Genomic DNA, 15,340 nt, shown 5'->3' with positions numbered 1-15,340 from the left:
AACAAGTAATACCCATTCAAAAAAGCAAGCTTACAAATGGTAAACCAATGCAACAAGACCACTTTTGGGGTGCAGTTCGGTTTTTTCAGACGGCCTTGCCAACATGCTTTCAAATTATTTGAAAATTATTTGTTTTCCAGCGCCAGCAAGGCTTCGTTTTCATCGTGGGTGGCGCCGTCGAGCGCGAGCAGGCGCTGTGATTCGGCTTTGGCGCTTTGCTCGGTTTCGTCAAACACCTTGGCCAAGGCCAAACGCGCCTGTACGCTCGGGCTGATGGCCAAGCTGGCTTCGAGATAGCCTTGCGCCTTGCCCCAAAGCTGCTTGCTGTAGGCCAGCTCGCCGAGAAACATCAGCAATTGCGCATCATTGGGCTGCGCCTGCAACCAGCCGTCGGCCAAATCGATGGCTTTACGCTGCGCTTTGTCGTCGAGATAGCGCACGCTTTGTACAAACGGCTCCAGCAATTCGGCTTGGCGGGTGTGCGGATAATAATGCGCCACCCATTTCACCGCTTGGCTGTAAAGCCCCAAATGCACATATTTTTCGGCAATCACGGCACACAATTCGCCCGCTTTCTGCTCATCGGGTATGCGCTTGAGGCAGGCTTTGAGGCCGCCGCCGTCGCGCACCAACGCCAGCAGGCGGCGGTAAGCCCAGCTTTGGTATTGGCCGGCTTCGTAATCATTGATGGCACCGGCTTTTTGCAGCTTGGCGGTTTTGTCGAGCACCTCCAGCGCATTGCCGTGGTCAAACGCATAACGCAGCTGCAAACGCACCAAGCGGGTGAGGCTGGGGTTGATTTGGGCGGCGGCATTGAGGTTGTTTTCGGCAGCCGGATAATCGCGCCGGCCCAGCGCCGCTTCGGCCAGCAGCAGATAGCGGGAAAGCTGCTTTTTCGCGGGCAGGGTTTCGATGTCTTTCAGATAACGGTCGCGCAGCGCGGTATCGTCCATCTGATCGGCCGCGTGTGCACCCAGCATCAAGGCCAGCGTGCGGTTGTCGCCGGCTTCTTTGTTGGCCAGCACTTTAGCGGCTTCTTGCTCGGCCTTTTGAAATTTGCCCTCAAAAAACGCCAAGCCGGCATTATTGAGCGCCGCCGCTGCCTGCCGCCCTTGCCGCGCCACGCCGAAGCGCTGCATGCGGCCGGGCACATGCAAAATGCCGGCAATCAGGCGCACCAGCAGATAAAGCACAATCACCAGCGCCAGCAAGCCCAAGATAAAGGCATGCAGATTGATGCGCAACATGGTTTGCTCCACCACCACATACACATTGCCGTTATACAGGCTTGCGCCCATGGCAATGGCCACGGCCACGGCAAACAACACGATAATCCAAATCAGGCCTCTCATGCTTGCTCCCCTTTCACGGCAGGTGCCGGAGCGGCGGGCTTGGCCGCTTCAGGCTGGCTGGCTGCATCGTGTGCATCTTGTGCAGGCGCTGCGGGTGCAGCAGCCGGTGCCGATGCCGCGGCCGGCTGGCTAGCGGCCGCGCTGCTTGCCGCTTCGGGCAGGGCTTGCGGCATGGCGGTGCGCACGCTGTCTTGATAAGCGCGCACGGCGGTTTGGCTGGCGCGCAGCACATCATCGGAAATCATGCGGATATCGAGGCTTTTGAGCTCGGCCAATTCTTTCAGCCACGATTGCGTGGCCGGTGAGCGCGCATCGAAATATTGTTTCACGGCGGCCTCGGCGCTGTTTAAATCGCTTTGATACACTTCGCCGTTGTGTTGCAGCAAGGCCACACGCGCATCAAGCAGGCGCAGGCGCAGGTTTTCGCGCACGAAATAGGTTTGCTCGGGCGCCATCAACATGGCGTCGTTATTGTTGAGCCGGCGCACTTCCACCATGCCTTGCAGGCTGGCCAAGGTTTTTTCCCAAGCAGCCTGCCACCACGGCATGGCCGAGGTATCAACGGCTTGGGCGGTGTTTTTACCCGGCTGCAAAGTGCCGTCCAGCACCAACGGCAGCCCGGCCACGGCGGTTTCGAGGCGGTCGAGCCTGAGCGAGGTGCCGGAAATATCCAGATAGGGGCGGTTTTTCAAGGCGGCGATATCGCTGCTCACGGCTTGTTTGATGGGCAGCAATTCGGGCTGATCGAAGCGGCTCAGGCGGCTTTCGATGTTTTCCAGCGTGTTTACCGCCACCGGCACATTGCCTGAGAGCAAGAGCTGCTGCGAAGCCAGGTTCAGCGTGGCTTCGGTTTCATCCACCACCCAATTGGCGCGGCCTTTGAGCAGCTCTTGATAAGCGCGGTTGGCGGTGGTGATTTGCTCTGCATTTTGCTTTTGGCCGTCTGAAAGCTGCGCCAACGCGGCCTGCACTTCGGCCTGCTTGCGGATATTGTCTTGCAGCAGGTTAGCATTTTGGCTCTCGCCCAAGGCGGCTTTGTCGATTTTTTGATCAAAGCTCAGCTGCTGGGTTTTCAGAATATTCTGCCCCTGCACAAACAAAAAGCCGCTCGCGCCCAAGCCTAACAGCGCCAACACCAGCGCGCCGGCGGCCAGGCCTTTGCCGGAAGATTGTTTGATGACAACGGGGGCAACGGGCGCAACGGCGCTCGTTTGGCTGTTTTTTTGCTCAGACATGGGGTTTCCTGTATCGACAGATTCGGGGGCGGGCTTTGGGGGCGCGGCGGGCGCGGGGGAGGATTGCTCCGACTTGTCGCCATTTTGCGGCGGCGTGGCGGTGCCGTCGGATGATACCGTGATGGTTTGGTTGGCAGAAGCTTCGTTTGCTTCCGGCGGCGTCTCGTCGGGCTTCATTGCTTACTCCGTTTCACGCTGTAGGGTGTGCATGTCCAGCCGCGCCACCAGCCGGATATTTTCTGCTCCGGCGGCGCGCAATGCGGCGGCTATGCGCTCATGATGGGTAAAGTATAGCAAGTTTTTCAGATTTTGCGCCAACTCGGGCGGCGCTTGTGTAAACAATTCGTGCACAATTTCGGATGAAGTCACATAAGCGGCCTCGGGCTTTTCTTGCGCAAACAATGCCCAATCGAGCGGCTGAGGCCGTCTGAAATACACTTCGGCGATTTGCACCTTAAAGCCTTGCTGCCGCAGCGATTGCGCTAAAAAACCGCGCCCGCCGCGGCCGCGGATAATCAATATTTCTGCGCCGCGCGGCAGGCTTTGCCACAGCGGCAGCTGCAACACGGCTTCGCTGTCGTTGCCCTCTTGCGGCGCGTAAACCGGCTGGCGGCAAAATGCCGCCAGCGCTTGGGCGCTGGCCTGCCCCACGGTGATGTGCAGCGGCGTGCAGCTTGAAAAATCCAGCACGCCCGCGGCAATATCCACCGCGCTCGGGCTCACCCAAAACACGGCATCGGCGGCGGCCACTTGCTCGGGCAGACGCGCCAATGCGGCGGCATCGGCTTCGATGCGGATGGGGCTGAAAGGCAGGGCGCGCCAGCCGGCGGCGGCGCAAGCCTGCATTTCGGCGGCGGCGCGGCCTGCGGGGCGGGTGATTAAAATTGCGGGCATGGTTTCAGACGGCCTGATGACAATTTAGAAATATTAAAAATAATAGTGGAGTGAATGAAAAGCTTACACAGGCCGGTGCAGAGTGTATGGCGCAGCAGCGCACGCAGAAACGGTTAAACCGCGTGCGTGGCTCGCGCCACACACCCTACACACGGTTTGAGATTGATTGTATTGGTGTCCGTTTTTCGTTCACTTCGCTATCGTTCATGCTAAAGATACAGATAATAAGGCAGATACAGATAATAAGGCGGTGAGCTGCAAAGCATGGTGAAGGTTGCCACCACAAGATAGGCAGAAGGCCGTCTGAAAGCCTGGCAACAATAAAATATTGAAATTGCGCTTTTCAGACGGCCTGCCCATTATTTGCGTTTATTGTTCAGCCAAAATGCTTTGAATCAGCTCGACTGCGCCATCGTCGGCCAACTTTTTCGCCACGGCGCGGCCGAGCGCATCGGCATAAGCGAGCGGCGCTTGGGCTTCGGCCTGCAAAAGAATAGAGCCGTCGGGGTGGCCGACCAGGCCACGCAAGGTGAGCAGACCGGCTTCTTCGGTGCAATAAGCGGCTAGCGGCACTTGGCAGCTGCCGTCGAGCGCGCGCGCCAAAGCGCGTTCGGCGCTCACGCAGGCGTTGGTAACGGCGTGGTTGAGCGGGTTGAGTGCTTCGAGCAAATCATAGCGCTGCGCAGCGATTTCGATGCCCAGCGCGCCCTGCCCGGCGGCGGGCAGGCTGTCGATGGGCGACAAAATCACGCGGATACGCTCATCCAGGCCGAGCCGCTGCAAGCCGGCGGCGGCGAGAATAATCGCATCGTATTCGCCTTTATCGAGCTTACCCAAGCGGGTTTGCACATTGCCGCGCAAGGGCTTGATTTCCAAATGCGGATAACGGGCACGCAGCTGGGCTTCGCGGCGCAGGCTGGAAGTGCCCACCACCGCGCGCGGCGGCAAATCTTCAAGCCGCGCATAATGGTTGGACACAAATGCATCAAACGGGCTGGCGCGCTCGCCGATGGCGGCCAGGGCGAAACCTTGCGGCAAATCCATGGGCACGTCTTTAATCGAATGCACGGCCAAATCGGCGCGCCCTTCTTGCAAGGCTTGCTCCAATTCTTTGATAAACAGGCCTTTGCCGCCAATTTTGGAGAGGGTTTTGTCGAGAATCTGGTCGCCGCGCGTGGTCATGCCGAGAATCTGCACATCGCATTCGGGGTAGAGAGCTTGCAGGCGCGCCTGAATGTGCTCGGCCTGCCACATGGCCAGCGCGCTTTCGCGGCTGGCGATAATGAGTTTGCTGGGTGTCATGATGGGTTTGTAAGGGTGGAAACAATGGCCGCCAGTCTATCATGTTTGGCTGCTTTTCAGAAACGCGCCGCCGGCCAGGGTCTGTTCACAATTCATCCGCGAGTAAGATTTTGAGCGCAAAAGCGTGGCTGCAAGGCGAAAAGCACAGCAAGGTTGAACACCTTGCGAGCATTTTCAACGCAGCAGGCGCGTTTTTGAGCCAAAAGATTGCCGCGTGATGAAATGTGAACAGACCCTAACAGCAAGGCAGAAGGCCGTCTGAACGTTTTCAAACGGCGGCGATTTCTATTTTGGGCATATAAAGCAAATCATAAGTGGGCTTGTTGAGCAAATCGGCCAGCGTGAAGCCGTCGAGATAATTCAAAAAAGCCTTGATGCCGCCGCCGAGTATGCCGGCAAGGCGGCAATTGGGGGTGATCAGGCAATCGTTGTTTTGCCCCATGCATTCCACCAGCTGCATCGGCTCCAAATGCCGCACCACCGCGCCGAGATTGATGTTTTCAGGCGCACGCGCCAGCCTCAAGCCGCCGCCTTTGCCGCGCACGCTGGCCAGAAAGCCGCCTTTCACCAAGGCAGTGACCACTTTCATCAAATGGCTTTTGGAGATGCCGTAGGTGTCGGCAATGGTGCTGATATTAACCAACGCATCATCGTTGATGGCGGTGTAGATCAGTACGCGCATGGCGTAATCGGTGTGTTGGGTCAAATACATAGCGCTTCTCTCAGGGCGGAATGATTGAGGATTGACTTTATGCCGTCTTAAGTTTCATAATAGATGAAACTTATAACACAAACCGCTGCGAAACACCATCATGACACCCCTCAAAAGACACCCCGATTTAATCGAACGCTCACGCGAGCACCATCATTCTTTGGCTTTGTGTTTGCGCATTTTGCGCGAGCTCTCGGCCGATCATCAGGCCGATATTGAAAACCACCGCGCCGATTTGCTGGCGCATTTTGCCTCGGAAGAAACGCAGTTTGCACCGCATTGGGGCAAGCTTGATGCGGCTTTGCAACAACGCTTTGAAGAAGATCACGCTGCGCTGTGCGGTATGCTGGCTGCGCCTCAGTATCAAGATGCTGAATGGAACCGGCGCTTTGCCGAAACCTTGCGCGAACATGCGCGCTTTGAAGAGCGCTCGCTGTTTCCGGCCATCGAGCCTTATTTGGATGAACCTTTGGTTCATTTGTAAACACACATGGTTTTCAGACGGCCTGCTTGATTGAATCAGGCCGTCTGAAAATATTTGTACACTTTTAAAAACAATTAAATAATACCAATTCAAAAAAATAAGCTAACAAGGCGGCGAGCCGCAAACAGTACAGATAGTACGGCAAGGCGAGACAACGAAGTTAGGTTATTTTTTTGAATTGGTATAAGGAGCCGCTTTTATGCTGTTTAAGCACGCTGTTTGGGCCATGGCTTTCCGCCCTTTTTACGCATTGGCGGCGCTTTTTGGTGCGCTGTCGATTTTATTGTGGGGCTTTGGCTATCAGGGCACGGCCGAGCTGCCTTCTTTTTATTGGCACGCGCATGAAATGATTTGGGGCTATGCCGGGGCGGTGGTGGTGGGCTTTTTGCTCACAGCGGTAACGGCCTGGACCGGCCAGCCGCCCACCCGCGGCGGCGCGCTGTTTGCCCTCACGGCTTTGTGGCTTCTGGCGCGGCTGGCGCTTTACTTGCCCAACGGTGCGGCTATCAGCGGCATTTCGGGCACGGCATTTTTTTGGTATGCGGCGGTGTGCATGGCTTTACCGGTGGTGCGCAGCCGCAATTCGCGCAATTATATTGCGATTGCGGCGCTGTTTGTGTTCGGCCTCACCCATGCGGTGTTCCACCTTTATTTGCAGCCTTTCCAAGCGGGGGCGCTGCTCAACGGCCTGTTGGCGGGCTTGGTGATGGTGGCGGGCTTTATCGGCTTGGTAGGCATGCGCATCATGCCTTTTTTCACTGCCAAACGCCTGAATATTGCGCAGGTGGCCAGCCCGATGTGGGTGGCTTTGTCGGCGCTGGTGCTGCCGATGCTGATGGCGGTTTTGATGATGTTTCAAACGGCCTTGCCGCTGGCGGGGCTTTTGGGCATGGCGGCGGGCATCATTAATTTGGTACAGGTGTTTCGCTGGTGGCATAAAGATGTGGTGCGCGAGCCGATGCTGTGGGTGCTTTTTGCCGGCTATTTTTTCACCGCGTTGGGCTTGTTGGTCACGGGGATTGCACAATGGTTGCCGGCTTATTTGTCGCTGGGTGTGCATTTAATCGGCGTGGGCGGCATCGGCCTGCTCACGCTGGGCATGATGGCGCGCACGGCGCTAGGCCACACCGGCCATGCGATTTACCCGCCGCCATCGCCGGTGCCGCTGGCTTTTTGGCTGATGGTGCTGGCCACGCTCACGCGGGTGTTTGCCGCTTTTGCCAGCGGCGCGGCCTACACCCACAGCATTTATTGCTCGGCGGCTTTATTTGCGCTGGCGCTGCTTTTGTTTGCATGGCGCTATATTCCGTGGCTGCTCAAGCCACGCGCCGATGGCAAATCCGGATAAATGTTTATATTTTTCATTGGTTTAAACAGGCCGTCTGAAAACATTCAGACGGCCTGTTTAGTTTTCCACAAGCCAAGCGTAAAATCTCTGCATCTTATTTTTTATCGATTGCAAACTCATGCAAAATCACCACCGCCCGGCCTCTGCCATGGTTTTGGCCGCCTTGGGCATTGTGTATGGCGACATCGGCACGAGCCCGCTCTACACGCTGAAAGAAACCTTTCTGGCTTCGCATATGCAGGTCGGCGAAACCGGCATATTGGGCTTTGTGTCGCTGATTATTTGGGCGCTGATTCTGGTGGTGACGCTCAAATATGTGGTGTTTATCCTGCATGCCGACAATAAAGGCGAAGGCGGCGTGGTGGTGTTGATGCAGCTGGCCTTGCAATATCTTCAGGGCAAGCCCGCTTGGGTGGTGCTGATGATGGGCCTCGCCGGCACGGCGATGTTTTTCGGCGATGCCATGATCACGCCGGCCATTTCGGTGCTCTCTGCAGCCGAGGGCTTGACGGTGATCAACCCGGCACTCGGGCATTGGGTGCTGCCGATTGCGCTGTCAGTGTTGCTGGTGCTGTTTATTATCCAGCGCAAAGGCACTCAGCGCATCGGCGCTTTTTTCGGGCCGGTGATGCTGCTTTGGTTTGCCACGCTGGCCGCTGCCGGCATTTATCAGATTGTGCAAAACCCATCGGTGTTGCGCGCCATCAATCCTTATTACGGCCTTTATTTCGCCACCCATCACGGCTGGGCCGGCTTTGTGAGCCTGGGCGCGGTGGTGCTGGCGGTAACGGGTGCCGAGGCTTTGTATGCCGATATGGGGCATTTCGGCCGCCGGCCGATTCAAACGGCCTGGCTCTCGCTGGTGCTGCCCGCTTTGGCTTTAAACTATATCGGCCAAGGCGCGCTTTTGCTGCGCACGCCCGAAGCGATTAAAAATCCGTTTTTTCTGAGCGTGCCCGAATGGGCGCTGATTCCGCTGATTGTGCTGGCCACGCTGGCCACCATTATTGCCAGCCAGGCGGTGATTTCGGGCGCTTATTCGCTCACCCGCCAGGCCATCCAGCTCGGCTTCACCCCGCGCATGCAGATTAACCACACCAGCGAAACCGAAATCGGCCAAATCTATATTCCCGCCGTGAATTGGATGTTGCTGGTGATTGTGCTGCTGGTGGTGTTGGGCTTTCGCAGCTCCGCCAACTTGGCCTCCGCTTACGGCATCGCCGCCACCGGCACCATGGTGCTCACCACGTTGATGTTTTTTATTGTGATGGTGAAAAATTGGCGCTGGCCTAAAGCCGCCGCGATTGCGCTTACCGCAATATTTCTCACCTTTGATTTGGCTTTCTTTGCCTCTAATCTGCTGAAAATCCCCACCGGCGGCTGGTTCCCCGTGATGGTGGCCGCTATTTTGGTGTTTACCTTCACCACCTGGCGGCAGGGGCGCGCCATCATCGCCCGGCAACACGCCGACAATGGTTTGGATTTAAACAGCTTTATCGAAAACCTCGATCAGTTTCCGCCACAAATCGTGCCGGGCAACGCGGTGTATATGGTGAGCAATGCCGCCTCTGTGCCCAAGGCGCTGCTGCACAATATGAAGCACAATAAAGTGCTGCACGAGCGCAATATCCTGTTTACCATTCAAACGCTTGATGTGCCGCGCGTGCCCGAAGCCGAGCGGTTGGCCATCAAGCAGCTGGGGCCGCGCTTTGTGCGCATTATCGGGCATTACGGCTTTCAGGAAACGCCGCGCGTGCGCCATTTGCTCGGCCTGGCACGCAAACAGGGCGTGGAGCTCGAATTGATGGAAACCTCTTTTTTCCTCTCGCGCGACAGCCTGCACATTCTGCCGCTTACCCGCAGCGGCTATATGGGCCGCCTGAGAAGCCGCTATTTCAAATGGCTGTATAAAAACAGCACTCCGGCCACCGATTACTACCGCATACCGGGCAACCGCGTGGTGGAAATGGGCTCGCAGCTCGATATATAAATGCCACTCCAAGGCCGTCTGAAAAGCTTTCAGACGGCCTTTACACATTTGGCAATCACCACCACGTTTCAAACACACCGCCACCGCGAATGTGATAGCATAAAGCCCGTTTCTCTTCATCCGCACCGCTTAACCGCTGCGAGCCAAATCCATATCCATCAAGGAGCCTTCCGCATGAACACCCAGATTAAAATCGGCATCGTCGGCGCCACCGGTTACACCGGTGTGGAATTATTGCGCCTGCTGTCCACACACCCGCACGCCCAAGTAACGGCCGTAACCAGCCGCAGCGAAGCGGGTATGCCGGTGGCCGATTATTTTCCCAGCCTGCGCGGCGTGTATGACCTCGTTTTCCAAACGCCGGAAGAAGCAGATTTGGCGCAATGCGATTTGGTGTTTTTCGCCACACCCCACGGCGTGGCCATGCGCGATGCGCCCGGCCTGATCGCCCAAGGCGTGCGGGTGGTGGATTTATCGGCCGACTTTCGCATTCAAGACATCCCCACTTGGGAAAAATGGTACGGCATGCCTTTCACCGCAGCCGAAGCGCTGAAAGAAGCGGTGTATGGCTTGTGTGAGCTCAACCGTGAGCAAATCAAAAGCGCCCGCCTGATTGCCAACCCCGGCTGCTATCCCACCTGCGTATCGCTGCCCTTGCTGCCGCTGTTGCAACAAAGCCTGCTCAAAGCCGGCCTGCCGCTGATTGCCGACTGCAAATCCGGCGTGTCCGGCGCAGGGCGCAAAGCCAGCGTAAGCACTTTATTTTGCGAAGCGGGCGACAATTTCAAAGCCTATGGCGTGGGCGGCCACCGCCACCTGCCCGAAATCAAGCAAACCATCCGCAGCCTGCAAGCCGAAGCGGCTGAAGGCTTGGTGTTTGTGCCCCACCTCACCCCGCTTATCCGCGGCATGCACGCCACCCAATATCTGCATCTGCAAGACGGTGCAAATCCGCACGCGCTGCTGAGCGATTTTTACCGCAACAGCCCGTTTGTCGATGTGATGCCCGAGGGCAGCACGCCGGAAACCCGCAGCGTGCGCGGCGGCAATATCTGCCGCATCAGCATTCAAAAAGCGCCGCAAAGCGATGTGTGGATTGCCTTGTCGGTTATCGACAATCTGGTGAAAGGCGCCGCCGGCCAGGCCATTCAAAATATGAACATTATGTTTGGCTTCAACGAAAGCGCAGGCTTGCAAGGCGCGCCACTGTTGCCATAGGCGTCCTGACATTTCGATGTAGTGAAACAACAGAAAAATCGGCAAGCCAACCGCAAAACCAAATAAAAGCCGCCCTGAAAACACCCGGAAAACCTTTTCCGAATGCTTTCAAGGCGGCTTTGCCCTATGAAAACACGACAGCACTAAAATCAAAACAAGGCAACAACGCAGGCAGTTTAGGCTTTTTATATTCTATATGATGCTTGGTTTGGCCTGCCACACAGGATTTCCAGGCAAAAAAAATACACACATCCGCAAGAATGTGTGTCAAGTCTACAAAGGAGAAATAGAGGAGAAACTACTAACCGGTTGTTCAAACCAGCTAATGAAATGCATTATGCCAAACAGAGCTGCAGCCGTCAAATATTTTTTGCATTTTATTTCTTCTCAATGTGTATTTAACCATTTATTTTGTAGTTTAATTTCAAAAATCCAAATAAATCGCTTACTTGGCGTAAAAATAATATTTTATATCAAACCAAAATCCGAGCATGCACTGCAAACCGCATTTTCGCAAACCGCTAATATCCGCATGAAAAGGCCGTCTGAAACTTTTCTTTTCAGACGGCCTGAAACCTTTGCAAAACCTCCTTTCCGTCACTCCTGCGCAGGCAAGGAACCCGACCTGAAGCACCGCTTCACTTCTCAGACAGGTAGCCGCCATCAACACGAAAATCATCAAATAGTTTGATTTTATAGAGAATTGATTATTTTCGGAAATGTGTGATACCAATTCAAAAAAGTAAGCTAACAAGGCGGCGAGCCTGCGACAGTACAAGCAGACAGTACAGATATAGTGGAATGCATAAAAAAATGCGCATATCCACAAGATATGCGCCAAGTCTACAAAGGAGAAATAGAGGAGAAATATCAAGCCGCATCGGCGTCTTGATGGGTGCCATTTTGCGCTGATGTTTTATTTGCGTCAACACCTGCTGTGCTTTTTTTGTTTGATTTGTGCTCAAAACAACAAAAAAACAACATGAAAATTAGATTTTTTGTTCGGTTTTTTTCGTTTCAGCACCTGCTTAAAGCGCAGCGGTGCAAATCAGGCGGGCGGAATTTGCGGGGCATTCATTGCCGCCCTGCTTCTGCCTGGGCGTTTTAGCCAAAATCAGGCCAGCCGGTTCAGCCCAAACGCGCCGCCAGCGCGGCGGCGGCTTCGGCGCGATCGCGGCGGCTTTGCTCGGGCTCGCGGGTGTTGAGGGAAGACCATTTGGGCTGGCTGCGCGCTTTGTTTAATTCGGCGGGCAATTTGGCTGCGGGCCACGGGGCTTTGCCGCTGTGCATCTGAATGTCGGCTTGGGCGGCGTGGCCGCGTGTTTGCAGGGCGGCGAGCAAATCGAGCGCGCGGGCGGCCAAAAGGGTGAGGGTTTCGGGGTCGATATGCAGGGTGTGTTTGCCGGCCAGCTTGTCGCTGATGGTCTGCATATTGGGCAACACGCCGCCGAGCACGCCGCCGATGGCGGTTCCCAGCCCGAGCGAGCCGCCCAACGTAACCATGTCTACACCCAAGCCGATTAAAGCGCCGGTGGCCGCACCGGTGGTGGTGCGGATGCCGTATTCTTTCAGCAATTCGCCATCAAACGGATCTTGCCGGAAGGCTTTGAGCGCCCATTGGCCGCTGTCGATTTCGCTGTGGTAGAAGCGGTAGTGTTGGAACAATTGCTGCTGAAGCCGGCGCTCGAGCTGGCGCACGGCCTCTTGCATGGTGTGCAGCACCGGCTCGGGATTGCCATCGGCATCGATTTCTTGCTTGTAGGCGGCCACATCGAGCAGGAAATCGGCAATATCGCGGCGGGAATCGGCAGCAATTTTTTGCCATTCGCGCCGGCGCATGGCGATTAGGCGGTCGATAATATTGCGCTCGGGCAGCATGGTGGCCAGGTTTTCCCACAGGCGGATTTCGCCTTCGAAATCGAAAGCCACGGTGTCGAAACCGCTATACACATGCAGGGTGCGCCGCGCCAGCATGTTGCCCCATTCGGCCAAATCGCGGCCGCCGATAAAGTTAAACACGGGCATCACCGGCTTGGCGCACCACGAAAGCACGGTGAGCTCGTCTTTATATTTATTGAGCACCGGCTCGCGCGCGTCCACCACGTAAAGCGCCATATCGCTTTGCAGCAGCTGGCGCAACACCTTGGCTTCTTGGTTGAAATCGCCCTCGGCGGCGGGGCTGGCGAGAAATTGCTGCAAGCGCTCGATGCCGTCTGAACGCGCTGACGTGTTGGCTTCGAGCCAGTCGAGCACGCCGCCGGCATCTTCCAAGCCGGGGGTGTCGTAGAGATACACCAGTGTTTGGCTGCCGTCGTTAATGGCCGCTTCTTCCACATGGCGGGTGGTGGCGGCAGCATTTTTCACTTCACCAAAACGGCTGTCGCGCAAAAGGGTGCGCATCAGCGAGGTTTTGCCGGTGTTGGTGTGGCCGACCACGGCCAGGGAAAGCGGTTTCATGGATGTCCTTTTTTCAGCGTCAAGCCCGTTTGAAAGCGATTTTACCGCCAAACACATGTATCAGCAGCGCCGCCATCACCAACACCACGCCCAGCCAGTGCCAGATATTGAGGTATTCGTTTAACAGCGCCCACGCCACCAGCAGCGCCACCACAGGAACCAGCAAAGACAGCGGGGTGATTTTACCGGCAGGATAACGCGACAACAGGCTGCCCCACGCAGCATAACCGATCAGGCTTGCCGCATAAGCCACAAACAATACGCCAAACAAACCGCGCAGGCTCAGGCCGCTGATTTGCTGCCACACACCCCCGCCGCCGTAAAGCGCAAACGATGCCAGCGCAAACAGCAGCAGCGAGGAAATATTGCCCCAAACCACCAGCGACAAGGCATTGACCTTGCCGATGTATTTGACCACGATATTGCCCAAAGCCCACGACACCGCCGCCCCCAATATTGCCCACAAGGCCGCCATCGGCACGCTGCCCTGCTGCTGACCGATACCGATCAGCAGCAAACCTGCCGCCGCCGTCAACATGCCGAGCAAATGGTTGGCGCGTATTGGCTCGCGCCACAACAAGGCGGCCAAGGCCACGGTGATGAATACTTGCGCCTGCAAAATCAAGGCAGTCAGCCCGGTTGGCAGCCCTAATGAAAGCGCGGCAAACATCAGCCCGAATTGGCCGAAACTGATGGTGATGCCGTAAAGCACCAGCCAACGCCACGCCACCGGCGGCCGTTTCAGCCACAAAAGTGCGGGAAACACAACCAGCGCAAAACGCAGCATCCCCAACACCATAGGAGAGAGGTCTTGCAGCACAAACTTGAGGAACATGAAATTCACGCCCCAGATGGTAATCACCATGGCGGCCAGCAGGCTGTCTTTCGGTGTCATGTTTTGATGTTTCCTACTGAATGATTCACATAATCAGGCCGTCTGAACTTTAGGCGCCACGCTACCGCATTTGCTGGCTGATGCGCGGCGGGTCGAGCCAGGCCAGGCCGCGCGCGCTCAAGGCTTCGTGCCATTGTTGCAGATAATCTTCTAGGCCGTCTGAAGCGGCATTTTTGTCTACCAGCAATTGCACCACCGCCCCGCCCTCTGCCGCTTCGGCCAAACCGGCAATTTGGCGCAACACGCCGCGGTCGGGCACTTGCGCAGCACGCACGCCCAGCAGCAATTGCGCCGGCTGCTGTGCCAAATCCTGCTTTAATGCAGCCACGGCATCGCGGCTGTCGGCCGTGCCTTTATCCAACCACGGTTGCCCGAGAACATGCCGGTGCCACGATTGATCCGGCCATTCGCCCTCCAGCATCAGCGCCCATTTGGGCAGGCTCTCGCTCAAATGGATTTTCGGCGCCGCCACGGCAATACTTTCCGAATAATCATCGGCATCCACCACGCGCGTTTGCCATTGCTGGATAATCTGCTGATAGTAAGGATTATCCAGCGGCAACGGGCTTTGGGCGCGGCCGGCCAAAATTTTGCACACCAGCCAGGCGGCCAAACGCGGCAGCAGGCCGTAGCACAGAATGCTGCCGATCAAAAGGCCGCCCCACTGGCGCGAAGCGGCAATGTCGGCGCTCATGCGGCTGCCCAACACGGCATCGGCATCGGGCACGGGAAAGCCGAGCTTGGCCGGCAGCCACGAGAGCGCCTGCACCAGCGCCACAAAAGTGTGGTCGCCAAGCAAGGTGCTTTCCCAATTAAAGGTGTATTGGCGCACCAGCAGCAGCAACACCACGGCGGCGAGCATGCCCGCCAGCGCGGCCAGCCACAAACGGTGGCTGGTTTGGCTGATTGCCCAGCGCATGGCCGGCTTTCGCCACTCATCGCCATAAAGCCGCAAAATGGCTTGGTTCACCGGATCTTTGCCGCGTATCCACCAGCCCGGGTTGCCCAAAAAGCCGCCCGGCTTGATGCGCAGAAGCATAAAAGCGAGCCAGGCCAGCAGCATCAGCGTGTGCACGCCGAGCACGCTGGCGAGCACGAAAAAGAAATTCAGCCCCGATTGCTGCATCAGCGTAAAAGTGCCGGAAAAGCCGAGCACCAGCCAAAACACGGTGGCGGCCAGCAAAAGCCAGCCAAAGAAATGGCGCACGCGCTCGAGCGCATCGTGCAGCCTGCCGTCGCTGTCTATCATTTCGGCACGGCGGTTGAGGCGCGTTTCCGCGCTGCCCGGTGCGTGGCGCAGCGCTTCGGTGATCGGCTGCGGGTCGGCCGCAAAAATATAGCCGCGCTCCTGCAAGAGGCGCACAAGCTCGGTGAGTTGGCGGTGCGGGTTGAGCATCATGAAAATCAACAGGCCGTCTGAAAAAAGAATCTGCCGATTTTAACACAGCGCGCT

13 protein-coding genes are annotated in these 15,340 nt (G+C 56.7%); 5 read left to right on the top strand and 8 right to left on the bottom strand.

The genetic code is table 11. The features are described from left to right. Positions 1-125 precede the first annotated feature (125 nt). The 5 genes from EV680_RS03840 to EV680_RS03820 all read right to left on the bottom strand — a co-directional run bounded on the left by EV680_RS03840 (position 126) and on the right by EV680_RS03820 (position 5,495). On the bottom strand, positions 126-1,352 hold the full coding sequence (locus tag EV680_RS03840; protein WP_132953401.1) for a heme biosynthesis HemY N-terminal domain-containing protein: 1,227 nt from the start codon (positions 1,350-1,352) through the stop codon (positions 126-128). Beyond that, positions 1,349-2,764 carry a uroporphyrinogen-III C-methyltransferase gene (locus EV680_RS03835; RefSeq protein WP_132953399.1) on the bottom strand — a complete coding sequence of 472 codons (1,416 nt, stop codon included), beginning with the start codon at positions 2,762-2,764 and terminating at the stop codon, positions 1,349-1,351. Before EV680_RS03835 ends, EV680_RS03840 begins: the two co-directional genes overlap by 4 nt. Positions 2,765-2,767: 3 nt before the next feature. After that, complete coding sequence (locus EV680_RS03830) at positions 2,768-3,481, bottom strand: uroporphyrinogen-III synthase (protein ID WP_132953397.1); 714 nt, start codon at positions 3,479-3,481, stop codon at positions 2,768-2,770. 369 nt (positions 3,482-3,850) lie between these two features. Then, complete coding sequence (gene hemC / locus EV680_RS03825) at positions 3,851-4,783, bottom strand: hydroxymethylbilane synthase (RefSeq protein WP_132953395.1); 933 nt, start codon at positions 4,781-4,783, stop codon at positions 3,851-3,853. 268 nt (positions 4,784-5,051) lie between these two features. Next, complete coding sequence (locus tag EV680_RS03820) at positions 5,052-5,495, bottom strand: RrF2 family transcriptional regulator (protein WP_132953393.1); 444 nt, start codon at positions 5,493-5,495, stop codon at positions 5,052-5,054. A 100-nt stretch (positions 5,496-5,595) separates the two neighbouring features. On the opposite strand from EV680_RS03820, the gene EV680_RS03815 reads away from it, so the two are divergent. The 5 genes from EV680_RS03815 to EV680_RS03795 all read left to right on the top strand — a co-directional run bounded on the left by EV680_RS03815 (position 5,596) and on the right by EV680_RS03795 (position 11,226). Then, positions 5,596-5,979 carry a hemerythrin domain-containing protein gene (locus EV680_RS03815; RefSeq protein ID WP_132953391.1) on the top strand — a complete coding sequence of 128 codons (384 nt, stop codon included), beginning with the start codon at positions 5,596-5,598 and terminating at the stop codon, positions 5,977-5,979. 199 nt (positions 5,980-6,178) lie between these two features. Further along, positions 6,179-7,327, top strand: coding sequence for an NnrS family protein (locus EV680_RS03810; protein ID WP_132953389.1), 1,149 nt, complete (start codon positions 6,179-6,181; stop codon positions 7,325-7,327). A gap of 118 nt (positions 7,328-7,445) precedes the next feature. Further along, complete coding sequence (locus tag EV680_RS03805) at positions 7,446-9,317, top strand: potassium transporter Kup (protein WP_132953387.1); 1,872 nt, start codon at positions 7,446-7,448, stop codon at positions 9,315-9,317. A gap of 174 nt (positions 9,318-9,491) precedes the next feature. Continuing rightward, entirely contained in the window at positions 9,492-10,535 is a 1,044-nt protein-coding gene (gene argC / locus EV680_RS03800; protein ID WP_132953384.1) for an N-acetyl-gamma-glutamyl-phosphate reductase, read from the top strand. Between the two features lie 196 nt (positions 10,536-10,731). Further along, complete coding sequence (locus tag EV680_RS03795; RefSeq protein WP_165870899.1) at positions 10,732-11,226, top strand: hypothetical protein; 495 nt, start codon at positions 10,732-10,734, stop codon at positions 11,224-11,226. Between the two features lie 437 nt (positions 11,227-11,663). Here the strand turns inward: EV680_RS03795 and EV680_RS03790 are convergent, their stop codons facing one another. From EV680_RS03790 to EV680_RS03780, 3 genes are all read right to left on the bottom strand, one after another. Next, on the bottom strand, positions 11,664-12,992 hold the full coding sequence (locus tag EV680_RS03790; RefSeq protein WP_132953380.1) for a GTPase/DUF3482 domain-containing protein: 1,329 nt from the start codon (positions 12,990-12,992) through the stop codon (positions 11,664-11,666). A gap of 19 nt (positions 12,993-13,011) precedes the next feature. Next, the gene (locus EV680_RS03785) at positions 13,012-13,887 is read right to left on the bottom strand and encodes an EamA family transporter (RefSeq protein WP_132953378.1); all 876 of its coding nucleotides are present in this window, start codon (positions 13,885-13,887) and stop codon (positions 13,012-13,014) included. A 61-nt stretch (positions 13,888-13,948) separates the two neighbouring features. Then, positions 13,949-15,283 (bottom strand): DUF2868 domain-containing protein, encoded by a 1,335-nt coding sequence (locus tag EV680_RS03780; protein WP_207894283.1) that lies wholly within the window; start codon positions 15,281-15,283, stop codon positions 13,949-13,951. Positions 15,284-15,340 lie beyond the last annotated feature (57 nt).

It is taken from the genome of Uruburuella suis (assembly GCF_004341385.1).
In the GTDB taxonomy this organism is placed as follows: domain Bacteria; phylum Pseudomonadota; class Gammaproteobacteria; order Burkholderiales; family Neisseriaceae; genus Neisseria; species Neisseria suis.
This window is presented reverse-complemented; position numbering and strand designations above follow the sequence as displayed.